This window comes from Streptomyces sp. NPDC001604 (assembly GCF_042893475.1).
In the GTDB taxonomy this organism is placed as follows: domain Bacteria; phylum Actinomycetota; class Actinomycetes; order Streptomycetales; family Streptomycetaceae; genus Streptomyces.
In genome coordinates this window covers 76,798-90,702 of the sequence record NZ_JBIAUY010000020.1, presented here as the reverse complement: position 1 = coordinate 90,702, position 13,905 = coordinate 76,798, and the positions used below count along the sequence as shown (strand labels likewise).

The window sequence follows — 13,905 nt, the reverse complement described above, 5'->3', positions numbered from 1 at the left end:
CGGCGCAGGTGACCGGCGCCCGGCCGGTCGTGGCCCTGCGGGAGGAACCCGATGCCGACACGTGCGACGAAGACGAAGCCGAAGCTCCGGATGGGAACGGCGGCGCAGACCCTCGCCCTGCCCCTCATGCTGGTCGCGCCCGCATGGAGCAGTCCCAGTCCCCCACCGGAACCGTCGACGCTGTGCGCACCCGCGGGGGTCCTGCGGGGCGCGAACGGGCAGCGGGCCGTGGTCAGCCTGTGCGCGGGCAGCGGCACCCCCACGATGGCGGTGTCGGCCCCGGCGACCTGCACCGGTCCGGGAGAGGACGACGACGACCGCGCCTGTCTGACCTCGGGCACCTGGACCGCGCAAAAGGGCGGCGTGACGGCCGCCTCGGGGAAGCTTCCCGGAGGCGGCGAGTATCCCGGCCCGGGGACGTACGACGTGACGGCCGATGTCCGCGTGAAGTCGTCGCCCGCCGGACTGAACCTGCACGGCACCGTCCACGCCACACTGACCCTGACCGCACCCAAGCCGCCGGCCACGCACCGCATCGAGGTCGACCGGGCCACGCTGCAGCGCGGCGCGGCGACCACGCTGACGTACCGGATCTACCGCGACAGCGAACAGGGGGACGGCAGCGCGCGGTTCGGGCTGATCGGGGAGGAGAGTTCGGGGGTGCGGCTGTCCACCTCGGACGCCCGCTGCGTCAACCCGCTGACCGGCCGCTATCCCGCGACGACCAGGAACGCGTACGCCCTGGACTGCGCCCTGACGGACCTGCAGCCGGGTCACCCGGCGACGGTCGTGGTCCGCGCCTCGGTCGGGTCCGTCTGCTCGACGGTCGTCTCCAAGCTGGGCTACTGGATGCCGCAGGGGCAGACGCTGTACACCGGGGGCATGCTGGCCGGTCCGACGGTCCGCTGCGCCTGACCCGTCACCGCCGTTCGATCAGGTCCAGCGCGCGTTCCCAGCCGAACTCCGGGCGCGTGCCGTCTTCTTCCGGCTCGCCGGAGTACGGCTCGCCGAACCGGACGCCCATCCCGCGCAGCCGCACCAGGCTGTCCCGGTAGGCGGGATGGGCGGCCAGCGCGTCGGCCACGCACGGGAGTACGGCGACCGGGACGCCCAGGCCGTAGGCCTCGCACAGGGTGGCCACCGCGAGGGTGTCGGCGAGGCCGGCCGCCCACTTGTTGACGGTGTTGAAGGTGGCGGGCGCGACCACGACGGCGTCCGGCGGCGGGAAGGGGCGCGGGTCGCCGGGGGTGCGCCAGGCGGAGCGTATGGGGCGGCCGGTCTGCGCCTGGACGGCGGCGGTGTCGAAGAAGCCGTTCATGGCGACCGGTGTGGCGATCACGCCGACCTCCCAGTTCCGCTCCTGGGCTGCGGTGATCAGCTTGCTGACGTCCGCGGCGATCCCGGCGGCGCACACGACGACGTAGAGGAAGGGCTTCTCGGCCTGTTCGGTCATCCGCGAAACCCTACTCACCGGGCACGCTAGGCGAGCGGGAAGGAGTGTCCCCGTTCGGCCTCGGGCCGCGGGCCGTGGATACGGCGCTGCTTCTCCTCGATCGGCACGTCGTTGATGCTGGCCTCACGCCGGGTCATCAGGCCGTGCTCGTCGAACTCCCACAGTTCGTTGCCGTAGGAGCGCCACCACTGTCCGTCGGCGTCGCGGGACTCGTACTGGAATCGGACGGCGATGCGGTTGCCGTCGAAGGCCCACAGGTCCTTGCGCAGCGCGTAGTCCAGCTCGCGCTCCCACTTCGCGGTCAGCAGCTCGACGATCTCGGCCCGCCCGGTGACGAAGGTGTCGCGGTTGCGCCACACCGAGTCCTCCGAGTACGCGAGCGCCACCTTGTGCGGGTCGCGGGTGTTCCAGGCGTCCTCGGCGGCCTGGACCTTCTGCGCGGCGGTTTCGCGGGTGAAGGGGGGCAGGGGTGGGCGGTCGGCGGCCATGAGTTCCTCCTCGACGGGCGGACTGCGGCGGAGAACGAGCGTTCTCCGCCGGGCTGCTACCGTAGGAGAACGCTCGTTCTCGCGTCAAGCGAGCACACCAAGGGGAGGTCGTACGCCGCATGGCCGTCATGGACAGTGCAGTCGCCCGGGAGCAGGCGCTGGATGCCGCGGAGGAGCTGTTCTACGGGCGGGGCATCCAGTCCGTCGGCATGGACGACATCCGCGGCGCATCGGGCGTCTCGCTCAAGCGGCTCTACCAGCTCTTCCCGGCGAAGGAGCAGCTGGTGGAGGCATATCTGGAGCGGCGTGACGTGCGCTGGCGCGGCCGGCTGGCCGAGTTCGTCCAGCGGCAGGAGGGGCCCGAGGAGCGGATCCTGGCGGTCTTCGACTGGCTGGAGCTGTGGTTCGGCGAGGACGGCTTCCGGGGGTGCGCGTGGATCAATTCCTACGGCGAGCTGGGCGCCTCGTCGGCCCGGGTGGCGGCCCAGGTGCGGGCGCACAAGAAGGCGTTCCGGGACTATCTCGCCGGGCTCGTGGCGGACGCGGGGCTGCCCGGCGCCCTGGCCGGGCAGCTGTTCCTGCTGGCCGAGGGCGCCATGGTCACCGCCGGGATCGTTCGGAGCGCGGAGCCCGCCCGGCAGGCGCGCGAGGCGGCACGGCTGCTGCTGCGGGCGGGCTGAGCCCCTGGCTCTCAGCCCTCCGACACAGTGATCGCGCCGACCGGGCAGGCCCGGGCCGCCTCCCGCACCATCGGGTCGCCGCCGCCGTCCTCCCGGCCCGGCAGCAGGGTGCTGAATCCGTCGTCGTCCTGGGTGAAGACGCCCGGGGCGGCCAGGGCGCACTGGCCCGCGCCGATGCAGACGTCCTTGTCGATCTCGATGTGCGTGTCGGTGTGCATGGCCTTGAGCCTCTTACCAGGTCACGGGGAGTTCCAGCATCCCCTGGATCGTGTCGCCGGGTTTGAAGGAAATCTCCTTGGCGGGGGCTGCGAGGCGGAGCGTGGGCAGCCGGTCGAAGAGGGTGTGCAGGGCGATCTCCAGCTCTGCCCGGGCCAGGTTCTGGCCGAGGCACTGGTGGATGCCGAAGCCGAAGGCGACATGGTGGCGGGCGGAGCGGTGCCAGTCGAGGGTGTCGGGCGCGGGGTAGACGTCCTCGTCGCGGTTGATGACCGAGGTCGCGAACACCACGCCGTCGCCCGCCCGGATCGTCGTGCCGCCGGCCTCGATGTCCTCGGTGGCCCGGCGCAGCAGGCCGTCCGCGATCGACAGCATGCGCATCAGCTCCTCCACGGCGCCGGGCAGGAGCTCAGGGTCGCCGCGCAGCTCGGCCAGCTGCTCCGGGTGCTGGAGGAGGGTGAAGGTGCCCAGGGAGATCATGTTGGCGGTCGTCTCATGGCCGGCGACCAGCAGGATGGTCGCGAACGAGATGACCTCCTGGCGGTCGAGCACTCCCTCGCGCAGCTGCTGGTGGACGAGTTCGTCCAGCACGCCGTCGCCGGGCTCCGGCTGTTTCAGCTTGCTGTCGATCAACTCCTCGAAGTAGGCGTCCAGTTGGTCGCGCGCGTCCTGCACGTCGTCCACCGTGGGGCCGCGCAGCAGCCGGCGCGACTGCCCCTCGAAGAACTCGTGATCGGCATACGGGACGCCGAGCAGCGCGCAGATCACCATCGACGGCACCGGGAGCGCGAAGGCGTTCACCAGCTCGGCGGGCGGCCCCTGCGCGATCATCGCGTCGAGCCGCTCGTCCACGATCCGCTGGATCTGCGGCCGCAGTTCGACGGCGCGCCTGAGGGTGAAGCTGGGCACCATCATCCGCCGCTGCGTACGGTGTTTCGGGTCGTCGACACCGAGGAGGGCGACCCTCCGGTTCTTCACCGCGGCGAACCGCTCGGTGGGCGCCGGGAAGCCCGGATGGGTGCGGTCGGTCGACAGGCGCTGGTCGGAGAGCAGCTCGCGGGCCAGGGCGTGCCCGGTGACGAGCCAGGCCGGACGGCCGTCGTAGAGCGTGATCCGGCTCAGCGGGCGGGTGGCGCGCAGCGGGTCGTAGGCGGTGGGCGGGTGGTAGGGACAGGTCCGGTCCTGGGGGAACGCGACGGGTTCCGTTTCCGTCATGGAAGACCTCGCAGACGAAGAGTGCGTCGTGCAGATCCTCATTAGATGCCCGGGGCATCTATGGGACGACGTGAAGTTCGGCCAGATGCTCGGCGCGGGCATTCTGGCCGGGGATGCTCGCTCGGGCATCTGAATCGGGCCGGGGCGGCGGTGGCCGCCTCCACAATCCGGCCGTGCCCGGGGCCGTTGCGGGATCGGCCGGTGACCGATCCGCTGACGGGTGGCGTGATCACGACCCCACAGGGCAGTGCGGTATGGATGAATCTTGCGCGCACTGGTGTTGTCAGCTGCAGAACTCGACGATGGGACGGATGACATGCCTCTTGAGGGCGAGTACGAACCCAGCCCGGAGCAGTGGGTACGCGAGCAGGTGGAGCTGTACGAGAGCTCCGGCGGCACGAAGGGGACGACCCTCCTCGACACCGGTCTGCCCGTCGTCCTGGTCACGACCCGGGGTGCGAAGAGCGGCAAGATCCGCAAGACGCCTCTGATGCGCGTCGAGCACAAGGGCCGCTACGCCCTGGTCGCCTCGCAGGGCGGCGCGCCCAAGCACCCGGTCTGGTACCACAACGTCAAGGCGGATCCCCGTGTGGAGCTCCAGGACGGGCCGGCCAAGCAGGACATGACGGCCCGCGAGGTCACCGGTTCGGAGAAGGCCGAGTGGTGGGAGCGTGCCGTGGCGGCGTATCCGCCGTATGCCGACTACCAGAAGAAGACGGACCGGGAGATCCCGGTGTTCGTGCTGGAACCGGTCGACGGGGAGCACTGATCCGGGCCGGGTCCGAAGGTCCCGGAACCGGGCCCTCCCACAGCCGCCCGACCGGCGGCTGAAGGGGGCCGGAAAAAAATCTTCGTTCGAGGACGCATGAACCGGTTGGCGCCGGGCACGCGTGCGTCAGGCCCCGCCGCGTTCCCCCGTCGCGGCGGGGCTTTCTCGTGCCTCATCGGCCGGCCGGTCGGTGATGTCGAGGAAGATCTCGGCGGCCTCGGGCACGGTGTTCGCGAGGGACCGCTTGATTCGCACGGCGACCTCCTCGACCTGCTCGCTGTCCAGGCCGGGCACCAGGTCGACGCGGGCGGCCACGAGGACCGTGTCGAGGCCCGTCTTCATGGTGAACAGCGCCTCCACGCTGTCGATCTCGGGCTGCGCCTCCAACAGGGACCGGATCCGGGCTGCCGTGCGCGGGTCGGCGGACTCCCCGATCAGCTGGTCGCGGGCCTCGCGGCCCAGGCGGTACGCGACGAAGACGAGCAGCGCGCCGATCGCCAGCGAGGCGGACGCCTCCCACACCACCTGCCCGGTGACCATGTGCAGCGCCATGCCCACGGCGGCCAGCGTCACGCCGAGCACCGCCGTGCCGTCCTCGGCGACCACCGTGCGCAGCGCCGGGTCGCGCATGCCCTGTGTGCCGCCCTGGCGGCGCACCTGGTGCAGGGCCCGCGCCAGTGAGATGCCCTCCGCGACGAAGGCGACGCCCAGCACGATCAGGCCCGCGACATAACCGCTCAGTTTCTCCTCGGCCCCGTTCTTGAGGGCCTCGGCGCCCTGGAAGAAGGAGAAGCAGCCGCCCATGACGAAGATCCCGACGGCTGCCAGGAGTGACCAGAAGAACCGTTCCTTGCCATAGCCGAAGGGATGCTGCTTGTCGGCCGGGCGGCGGCTGCGGCGCAGCGCGGCCAGCAGGAAGACCTCATTGAAACTGTCGGCCACCGAGTGCGCCGCCTCCGACAGCAACGCCGGTGATCCGGCGATCAGGCCGCCGGCGGCCTTGGCCACCGCGATCAGCAGATTGGCGGCAAGCGCCACCAGCACGGTGACGTGTGTCCTGTGGTCCGCCTTGTCGTCCGAGGATGTCGAGGATGTCCCGCTCACCTTCGCCGACTGCCCCGCTCGTGGCGGCTCACACCGCGCGCGCGGAATTCGGGGGAAACGATCGAATGCGGGGAACCCGGTCATCAGACACGGGGAACCGGTTATGAGGGGAACACGGGGAACCGGTGATCAGGGGACACGCGACGCAGGGAGGAACCATGGGCGGCGGGGGCAACAGCAGCTACGGGCAGACGGCGTTCAAACGGTCCAAGAGCCACTTCACGGACCGGATCACGGCGGACGGCCGGGACGGGTGGCCCGTGGAGGCGGGTCGCTACCGGCTGGTGGCCAGCCGTGCCTGTCCATGGGCGAGCCGGGCGCTGGTCTCGCGCCGGCTGCTCGGCCTCGAGAAGGCCCTCTCCGTGGGCATCGCCGACCCGATCCAGGACGACCGCAGCTGGCGCTTCTCCCTGGACCCGGACGGCCGCGACCCGGTCCTCGGCATCCGCTACCTCAGCGAGGCCTACGACCGGCGGGAGACCGGCTACCCGGGCGGCGTGAGCGTGCCGGCGATCGTCGACATACCCAGCGGGAAGCTGGTCACCAACGACTACCAGCAGCTCACCCTGGACCTGGCCACCGAGTGGCGGGCCCTGCACCGCGAGGGGGCGCCCGATCTTTACCCGTACGCCCTGCGCGACGAGATCGACTCGGTGATGGCGGATGTCTACGAGGACGTCAACAACGGTGTGTACCGGGCGGGTTTCGCCACGGACCAGGAGGAGTACGAGGCCGCGTGCGCCGGAGTCTTCCGGCGGCTGGAGCTGCTGACGCCGCGACTTGAGCGGCAGCGTTATCTGGTCGGCGACACGATCACGGAGGCGGACATCCGGCTGTTCACCACCCTGGTGCGTTTCGACGCGGTCTACCACGGCCACTTCAAGTGCAACCGCTGGAAGCTCGCGGAGAATCCGGTCCTGTGGGCGTACGCCCGCGACCTCTACCAGACGCCCGGCTTCGGTGACACCGTCGACTTCGACCACATCAAACGGCACTACTACCAGGTGCACACCGGCATCAACCCGACCCGGATCGTGCCCCTCGGGCCGGACCTGTCCGGGTGGCTGACCCCTCATCACCGCGAGGAACTGGGCGGCCGGCCGTTCGGCGACGGGACGCCGCCGGGGCCCGTCCCCGCGGACGAGGAGATCGCCGCGCCGGGCCGGCCCTGACCGACGAAGGAGACAGACGTGGCAAAGACGAAGAAGAGGAAAATGAAGCTGCCCCTCGCCTACAAGCCCCTGGGGTTCGCCATGGGGTGGGCCAGCGGTGCGATCGCCTCCCTCGTCTTCCGCAAGACGTGGATGGCGCTGCGGCACGAGGAGGACGCGCCCGACGCCCTCGACCGGGACCGCGGCTGGGGAGAGATCCTGCTCGCCGCGGCGGTCCAGGGCGCCCTGTTCGCCGTGGTGCGCAGTGCGGTGGACCGCACGGGAGCGAAGGCCATCGAGCGCTCGACCGGCGTCTGGCCGGCAGGCGACCAGGGCGGGCGGGACTGACACCGTCAGGGGCCTGTCGGGGCGGATCAGGCGGGCGGCCTCTCGCGCCGCAAAGGGCCGTGAGGCCGCGCTGATCCGCCCCGACAGGCCCGTCTCAGCCCTGCTTGGGTGCGGTCGGCGTGGTGCGGCGCAGGGTGAAGGAGTGGCCTGCCGGGTCGGCGTAGCCGCGTTCCTCGAAGGGGCCGGACGCGTCCTTCGTGTCCAGGGGGCGTCCGCCGAGTTCGATCACCTTGCGCTCCACCGCGTCCAGGTCCTCCACCATGAAGTCCAGATGGACCTGGAGGGAGTTCTCGGGGCGCGGCCAGCTCGGCGGCGTCGCGTTCACATCGCGGCGGAAGGCCAGCCGGGTGCCGTCGGCGCCCCTGATCTCCACGCGGTTGGCGGTCGCGTCCGTCTCCTCGGCCGCCAGCAGCTCCTTGTAGAACACGGCGAGCTTCTCCGGCTCGAGGCAGTCGAGCACCAGATAACCCGCTTCCACCAGTGGCATGTCTCCTCCGAACGGTCCGGGGCGCGGGACTTCGTGCCCCACGGCCCTGTACCTCACGGATATCCCGGTCCGGCCGATTCAGTCGGCGCCCGTCCGCTCGGCCGCCCTCGCGTGGCCGTGCCCGGATCTCTGCTGGCCGTGCCGCCGCAGCGCTCAACAGCAGGTCCAGGGCGGCCGGACAGGAGCTGCTGGGCAGGTCGGCCGCGAGGTGACGGGCCGTCGCGGCGATGTGCGGGCGCGTGTCGGCGGGCAGCCTGGCGTAGGTGGCCCGCCACACGGCCGCCTCCGCCTCCCCGGGCGGTCTTCGGCAGCGCCGTACTCGCCGAGTCGAGGGCGCCGAAGGCGAAGGACTGGTCCACGAAGACGTGATGGATCCGCCGCCTCGGCGTCCGGGAAGCCCGCGGCGCGCAGCACGCCGAGGATGGTCTCGACGGCCTGGATCTCGTACGCCCACCCCGTCACCCGGTACGAACTCAGGGGGGGCCGCCCGCGGATGGGCGAGAGCGCCCGCGTGCATGCGCAGACCGAGGTCGCGCAGGTCGGCCTGCCAGTCGCCGATGGGCCGCCGGATGCGCAGGGTGCGGCCGATGGGTTCGGCTTCCTCGGCATGGACGACCCCTCGGGGACGTATCCGGCAGCGGCACGGGACGGTTCACTCACCGCTCGTGTGGTGGGTGCGATGTGGTGGGACCGTGAGCGCGGGCCGGGCAGGTTCCCGAACTCGTCGAGAAGCGGGCCGAGTTGCGCCGCGGCCGGTTCCGGGCCGGCTCGGTGAAGCTGATGCCGGACGGGGTCGCCGAGAACGGTACGGCCGCCCTGCTCGATCCCCATCTGGACAAGTGCGGCTGCGCCACGCCCATCACGGCAAGAGCTTCATCGACCGCCGTCAACTACCGACGCACGTGGCCGAGTTGGATGCTCCCGGCTTCCAGTGCCACCTTCACGCTTTGGCGACCGGGCCGTACGCGACGCCCTGGACGCCGTCGAGGCGGCGCGAACGTGCCGCGCGGCAGTACCCGTTCGGTGCGCTGCTGCGCTCCGTTGCCCGGCTCGCGGCGGGCAGCGACTGGCCGGCCAGCAGCCCCGCATCGGTCTCGCCGAGGCATCTGACCTGTGTGGGAGGGGAGGCAGTGTACGCAGCTCATGAGGCGTAAGCAGTAACGCACATCACGGTGAGGTCACGCGTAGATCATTTACGCTCTGGGCAGCCTCGTAACGCTTCTCGGTTCAACTTTCGGCCATAGAAGCTCAGTTCGAGGGCGCGGGTGGCCATTTCGGCCACCCGTTCGCAGGGCCGGGGGGACTCTGCACCGCCGTCTCCCGGAAGGAAGCGCATGCCTCAGGACGTCACGCTCGATCCCCCCTTCGACACCCCCATCAGCAGACATCACTGCATTCCCTGGCCTTCCTCCGGCTGTGGCGCACCCCGGATCCGGTGGTTGCGCCTCACCTGAACCACCGCGCAGGCGACCGGTGAGGCCGCCGCACAAGGCCACAGAAAACTCTCGGACACGACCGGCCGACCACCATGGCCGATCGATCCATTTGTCATGTCCACAGCTTGATGGGAGACCGGTGTGAAATCCCGAGTCGCAGGTACTGTTCCGCAGGCGTCCGTCGACAGCTCGATCCCGGCGCAGCCGAGCACCCCGCTCCAGCCCGCCGAGGCGGCGAACGCCCTGGCCCGCCTCCTGGAAAAACGCATCAAGGGGGGCACGGAGGAGTACCGAAGCAGCCAGAACGCCGCTCGGCAGCGACTGGACGCACTCATATCCCCCCGCTCCAGTACGACGCTGGAGGTGGCGGGAGCTCTCCACCTGGGGCAACCCGCGTTCCTCCCGCCCGACGAGGAGGGCTACGCCAGGTTGCGGCACCTCGATGCCGGCCTGCGTATGATCGAAACGGCCTTCCCCCAGGTCAGCACCGATGTCGAGATCTGCCGACTGACCTGCACGATGCTGGAGGGGGCCTGGCGGAGCCGGGCACTCACCCCAGCGCGTGAGGAGAAGCAGACAACCGCCTGCACCTGCCCGCTCTGCCGTCGGCTGCCCACACCCCCCGCACGCACGCTGGGTGACTACAACTGGCGGCAGAGCGCCGGTCGTCCCCTCACCGTCAAGGCCTGGCCGTACCGCGAGGAACTCGACAGCGTCCTGACCGCCGGATGGATCTGGGTCCGGCAGTTGAACGACCTTGAACGAGACCTTGGCCTCCGCCACCGTTTCGAAGACGACATCCTCGTCTTCCACGAGTACAAGCGCGTGATCGAGACCATCGACACCGCGAGCGTCATCCGACTCGTCGAAGGCCGCCTGGCCGAGGATTTCAGCACCAACAGCGCACGGGCCCTGGTCTGCGGACTCTACGCGGCCCACAAGCGATCCGCCGACGAGTACTGGCTCCAACAGCACCAAGCAGGCAGCGCAAGGCTCCCCCAGACCAACCCGCTGAGCCAGAGCGCCTATTCAGCCCTGCAGATGCTGGACTGCCTGTTCTGGCACGTCTCACCCGACACCGAACTCTGGCAGGAGGAACACCTCGCCTCCCTGCTGCTGTGCCGCGTCATCGACGACATGGCCGACGTACGAGTCGACTCCCTCACCGGCGAGATCAGCAACTTCTGGCTCGCCGACATACCCACCCACACCAAGGCCCTCTACGCCGCCTGCACGATCGCCCTCATCAAGTACGGGTGCATGCCCGAGGCGCACCACCCGATGTGGAACACCTGGCTGATGAACAGCACCATCGTCTGGCTGGGGCTCACGGGCCGCCATGCCCTGTGGTTCGACGGCATCACCCAGGGCCTGCCGCCGGCCGAAGAGTGCCCGCTCTGCGACCTGCAGCCCAACGCATGCGCCGGCATCCTCACAAACGGCACCACCCTCACCATCGCCCCGCGGCCCACGGCACCGACACTGAGCCCCCGGACCGCCGAGCTGTCCGCACTCTGCCGAGCCCAATTCCCCCGGACCTGGTCCCTCTTCGACGCCGAGCTCCATGCCTTCGAAGCACTGCACGGCCCCTGGCAGGGCAACACCGCCGGCGCATGGGAGATCCTGCGACGCACCTACATCGCCGCCGTGGAGGCATCCATGGACGCGCCGTCCCCGGACCGCGCTCGGCAGGTCCAACAGGACGCCGGCGCAGTCGGATCCGAGATGTTCTCCACCCTGTACGACCCTCGGACCGGGAGGGAGGACACCGCGCTGCTCTCCTACATGTTCGGCTGCGCCCACCCGCACTTCATCTGGAACGCCACGGGATACCGTCCCTCGGGCGTCACAGGCGACTGGCTCGACGGCTGAGGCACGACCGGCCGGCCGCATGGGAAAACGCTGCTGCCCGGCCGGTTTCCGGCCGGGCAGCAGCGCGCTCGCTCACACCGGGAACTCGACCGGCAGTCTGTCCAGCCGGGACTCCCAGGTGGAGGCGGTCGACGTGAGCTCGTCCGCCTCCACTGCCAGCCGCAGGCCCGGCAGCCGGTGCAACAGGACGTCCACCGCGATCTCGATCATGGACTGCCCCATGCTCTGCCCGGGGCACTCGTGAGGGCCCGAACCGAACGCCAGGTGCGCCTGGTTGCCCGCCACCGAGGCATGCGGGTCGGGCCGGACCTCGGGGTCGAAGTTGCCCGGGGCGAGACCGAGGACGAGCAGGTCACCCGCCTCGATGCGATGCCCGCCCAGTTCGACGTCCCCGGCGGCGAAGCGGCCCGGCAGGACGGCCAGCGGCGGAGAGTTCCACATGGCCTCCTCCATCACCGCCGAGATGTTCAGCTGACCGCCGATCAGCCCGGAGAGCCGGGAGGCGTCGGTCAGGACCAGCCGCAGCACCCGGGCCAGCAGGTTGGTCGTGACGGCGGCGGCGATCATCACCATACGCAGATGGTCGACGACCTCGTCGTGGTCGAGAGCCGCGTGATGCCCCAGGAGGTCGGTGGCGAGGTCGGAGCCGGGCTCGGCCCGTCTGCGCTCGACGAGTTCACCGAGGATCTCCCTGGTCACACCGTCGTGCACGAGGGCTTCCTCACCGCCCTTGAGCACCCCCGCGCAGGACTCGACCAGCCGGCGCCCCTGCGCCTCGGCGAGACCCAGAACGCGGCTCATCACGAGCATCGGCACATAGTCGGCGTAGTCCGCCACCAGATCCGCGCGGCCCTCGGCCGCGAACCCGTCGATCTGCTTGTTGGCGAAGTGCGTGGCGTGGCGCCGGATACCGCGCACGACAGCGGCCTGCAGCACGTCCTTGACCGCGCCGCGCAGCCTCCGGTGCGGTTCGCCGTCCTGGGACACACAGTCAGGACGCCAGGCGAGCATCGGGATCAGCGCAGAGGTCGCCGCGATCCGTCCTTCCTGCCAGTCCCGCCAGGTCCGCGCGTCACGGGGGAACTGGCTGGGGTTGTCGAGCACCCGCCGGCTCTCCCGGTAGCCCAGCACCAGCCAGGCAGGAACGTCACCCTCCAGCAGTACCGGCGCGACGGAGCCGTGCTCCTTGCGCAGCCGCTCGTAGACGGCCTGCGGGTCAGTGGCCACGTCCGGGCCGTACAGCCGCGCGAGTTCCGCCCCGCCGTGCGCGACGGGGCACCCGCGGGGCTCGTCGGGGCCGTTTAAGGTCTGGGCGTTCATCGGGACTCCAGTGCGACGGCGGAGCGGTCCTTCAGGTGGCGTATCAGCGCGACGAGCACGTCCCGGCTGGAGGCACGGTCTCGGGCGTCGCAGGCCACGACCGGGATGCTCTCGGGGATGTCCAGGGCGTCGCGGATCTCCTCGACCGGATAGTCCTTGGAGTCGGGGAAGACGTTCAGGGCGACGACGAACGGGACGTTCTGCCGCTCCATCTCCTCGATGGCCCGGAAGCTGGAGGCCAGGCGCCGTGTGTCGACCAGGACCACCGCGCCGAGCGCGCCCTTGAACAGTCCGTTCCACAGGAACCAGAAGCGCTCCTGCCCCGGCGTGCCGAACAGGTAGAGCATCAGGCTGTCGTTGAGGCTGATCTTGCCGAAGTCCAGGCTGACGGTGGTCTCCGTCTTGTCGGCGACGCCGATGAGATGGTCGACGTCGGCGCTTGCCTGGGTGAGCGTCTCCTCGGTGGTCAGCGGCTTGATGTCGCTGACCGAGCGGACCATGGTGGTCTTCCCGGTGCCGAAGCCGCCGGCGATCATCACCTTCACCGAGCGGGTGCCGCCGGCTGCCGGGCGGCCAGGGTGATCAAAGCCGTTCAAGTCCACTGAGTACCTCCTCAAGGAGCGCGAGGTCGGGCCCGCGACCGGCCCCGTGCGCCGGGATGGGGTCACGGGCTTCGACGCGGCCTGCCTCGAGCAGATCCGCCAGCAGCACCGCAAGAATGTTGAAGGGCAGTCCCAGATGGGCGCCGAGTTCGGCCACCGACAGCGGATCGCGGCAGCGCCGGAGGATGTCCTCGTGTTCGTGCTGCATACCCGGTGCGGGGGCGGTCAGGGAGACGATGAGGGTCGCCACGTCGAGACTCGACGCCGATCCGCCCGGTCCGCTGCGCCCCCCGGTGAGGACGTAGTAGCGCTCGAGACCGGACGGGTCCGTGGGCCTGCGGGGAGCACTCATCCAGAGTGCTCCTCCAGGCGCGGAGTGGTGCCGAGGAGTTCGCCCATCCTCCGGGCCAGGTCCCTCATCTGGTGTCCGAGCAGCCCCTGGTCGAGGCCCTCGCGGGCCAGGACCCCGAGATACGTCTCCACACCGGCCCGTACGACGAAGAGGTGGCCGCCGTCGACCTCGATCATGGCCAGCCGCAGCTGCCCCGCGTACCTGGGGAACTGCTCGGCGACCGGCTGGGCCAGCGCCTGCAGGCCGGCCACCACGGCCGCGAACCGGTCCACGTCGTCGGGGTCTTCGGCGCCGAAGGAGGTGATGGCCTTGCCGTCGCTGGAGGCCACGAGCGCGAAGCGGATCTCCGGGATGGACTCCACCAGATCGCGCAGCGCCCAGCTCACGTCTGTTCCCTGTTGCGTCATGTGGA

The 13,905-nt window shown here is 70.4% G+C and carries 17 protein-coding genes and 2 pseudogenes; 8 read left to right on the top strand and 11 right to left on the bottom strand.

All coding sequences use genetic code 11. From position 1 onward, the window contains the following. The first annotated feature begins 51 nt into the window (after positions 1-51). A complete protein-coding gene (locus ACFY1E_RS38795) occupies positions 52-915 on the top strand; it encodes a hypothetical protein (RefSeq protein WP_389084907.1) in 864 nt (287 codons plus the stop codon). Positions 916-919: 4 nt separating this feature from the next. Here the strand turns inward: ACFY1E_RS38795 and ACFY1E_RS38790 are convergent, their stop codons facing one another. Together ACFY1E_RS38790 and ACFY1E_RS38785 are read right to left on the bottom strand one after the other, a co-directional pair. Continuing rightward, complete coding sequence (locus tag ACFY1E_RS38790) at positions 920-1,453, bottom strand: flavoprotein (RefSeq protein ID WP_389084904.1); 534 nt, start codon at positions 1,451-1,453, stop codon at positions 920-922. A gap of 26 nt (positions 1,454-1,479) precedes the next feature. Beyond that, entirely contained in the window at positions 1,480-1,941 is a 462-nt protein-coding gene (locus tag ACFY1E_RS38785; RefSeq protein WP_389084902.1) for a nuclear transport factor 2 family protein, read from the bottom strand. A 128-nt stretch (positions 1,942-2,069) separates the two neighbouring features. Here ACFY1E_RS38785 and ACFY1E_RS38780 point away from each other — a divergent pair, with 128 nt between their 5' ends. Next, positions 2,070-2,621 (top strand): TetR/AcrR family transcriptional regulator, encoded by a 552-nt coding sequence (locus ACFY1E_RS38780; protein ID WP_389084899.1) that lies wholly within the window; start codon positions 2,070-2,072, stop codon positions 2,619-2,621. Positions 2,622-2,632: 11 nt separating this feature from the next. Here ACFY1E_RS38780 and ACFY1E_RS38775 read toward each other — a convergent pair whose 3' ends face one another. After that, positions 2,633-2,839 carry a ferredoxin gene (locus tag ACFY1E_RS38775; RefSeq protein ID WP_123969574.1) on the bottom strand — a complete coding sequence of 69 codons (207 nt, stop codon included), beginning with the start codon at positions 2,837-2,839 and terminating at the stop codon, positions 2,633-2,635. A gap of 13 nt (positions 2,840-2,852) precedes the next feature. Continuing rightward, positions 2,853-4,052, bottom strand: a complete 1,200-nt coding sequence (locus tag ACFY1E_RS38770; RefSeq protein WP_389084897.1) for a cytochrome P450 — start codon at positions 4,050-4,052, stop codon at positions 2,853-2,855. Here ACFY1E_RS38770 and ACFY1E_RS38765 point away from each other — a divergent pair. Continuing rightward, positions 4,051-4,185, top strand: a complete 135-nt coding sequence (locus tag ACFY1E_RS38765) for a hypothetical protein (RefSeq protein WP_389084894.1) — start codon at positions 4,051-4,053, stop codon at positions 4,183-4,185. The two genes, ACFY1E_RS38770 and ACFY1E_RS38765, sit on opposite strands and share 2 nt — an antisense overlap. Positions 4,186-4,368: 183 nt before the next feature. Further along, a complete protein-coding gene (locus ACFY1E_RS38760) occupies positions 4,369-4,821 on the top strand; it encodes a nitroreductase family deazaflavin-dependent oxidoreductase (RefSeq protein WP_389084892.1) in 453 nt (150 codons plus the stop codon). Between the two features lie 126 nt (positions 4,822-4,947). Here ACFY1E_RS38760 and ACFY1E_RS38755 read toward each other — a convergent pair whose 3' ends face one another. Then, positions 4,948-6,009, bottom strand: a complete 1,062-nt coding sequence (locus ACFY1E_RS38755) for a cation diffusion facilitator family transporter (protein ID WP_389084889.1) — start codon at positions 6,007-6,009, stop codon at positions 4,948-4,950. Between the two features lie 74 nt (positions 6,010-6,083). Between ACFY1E_RS38755 and ACFY1E_RS38750 the strand changes: the two genes are divergently transcribed. After that, positions 6,084-7,097, top strand: a complete 1,014-nt coding sequence (locus tag ACFY1E_RS38750) for a glutathione S-transferase family protein (protein WP_389084887.1) — start codon at positions 6,084-6,086, stop codon at positions 7,095-7,097. Positions 7,098-7,139: 42 nt separating this feature from the next. After that, positions 7,140-7,424, top strand: a complete 285-nt coding sequence (locus tag ACFY1E_RS38745) for a DUF4235 domain-containing protein (protein WP_389085115.1) — start codon at positions 7,140-7,142, stop codon at positions 7,422-7,424. 94 nt (positions 7,425-7,518) lie between these two features. Here ACFY1E_RS38745 and ACFY1E_RS38740 read toward each other — a convergent pair whose 3' ends face one another. Both ACFY1E_RS38740 and ACFY1E_RS38735 read right to left on the bottom strand, forming a co-directional pair. Beyond that, entirely contained in the window at positions 7,519-7,911 is a 393-nt protein-coding gene (locus tag ACFY1E_RS38740) for a VOC family protein (RefSeq protein WP_344401306.1), read from the bottom strand. Between the two features lie 118 nt (positions 7,912-8,029). Then, positions 8,030-8,506: pseudogene (locus ACFY1E_RS38735) on the bottom strand (TetR/AcrR family transcriptional regulator C-terminal domain-containing protein); the annotation flags it as partial. A 3-nt stretch (positions 8,507-8,509) separates the two neighbouring features. On the opposite strand from ACFY1E_RS38735, the pseudogene ACFY1E_RS38730 reads away from it, so the two are divergent. Continuing rightward, a pseudogene (locus ACFY1E_RS38730) lies at positions 8,510-9,020 on the top strand (amidohydrolase family protein); the annotation flags it as partial. 468 nt (positions 9,021-9,488) lie between these two features. Next, positions 9,489-11,219, top strand: a complete 1,731-nt coding sequence (locus tag ACFY1E_RS38725) for a hypothetical protein (RefSeq protein WP_389084885.1) — start codon at positions 9,489-9,491, stop codon at positions 11,217-11,219. A gap of 72 nt (positions 11,220-11,291) precedes the next feature. Here the strand turns inward: ACFY1E_RS38725 and ACFY1E_RS38720 are convergent, their stop codons facing one another. Genes ACFY1E_RS38720 through ACFY1E_RS38705 form a run of 4 tightly spaced genes read right to left on the bottom strand, consistent with a single transcriptional unit; the run spans position 11,292 to position 13,900 of the window. After that, positions 11,292-12,539: a cytochrome P450 gene (locus ACFY1E_RS38720; RefSeq protein ID WP_389084882.1), complete on the bottom strand. Its 1,248-nt coding sequence runs from the start codon at positions 12,537-12,539 to the stop codon at positions 11,292-11,294. Continuing rightward, entirely contained in the window at positions 12,536-13,141 is a 606-nt protein-coding gene (locus tag ACFY1E_RS38715) for an ATP/GTP-binding protein (RefSeq protein WP_389084880.1), read from the bottom strand. The genes ACFY1E_RS38720 and ACFY1E_RS38715 overlap by 4 nt, the downstream gene beginning before the upstream one ends. Beyond that, positions 13,122-13,493 carry a DUF742 domain-containing protein gene (locus tag ACFY1E_RS38710; protein WP_365834042.1) on the bottom strand — a complete coding sequence of 124 codons (372 nt, stop codon included), beginning with the start codon at positions 13,491-13,493 and terminating at the stop codon, positions 13,122-13,124. The genes ACFY1E_RS38715 and ACFY1E_RS38710 overlap by 20 nt, the downstream gene beginning before the upstream one ends. Next, entirely contained in the window at positions 13,490-13,900 is a 411-nt protein-coding gene (locus ACFY1E_RS38705) for a roadblock/LC7 domain-containing protein (RefSeq protein ID WP_099933429.1), read from the bottom strand. Before ACFY1E_RS38705 ends, ACFY1E_RS38710 begins: the two co-directional genes overlap by 4 nt. Positions 13,901-13,905 lie beyond the last annotated feature (5 nt).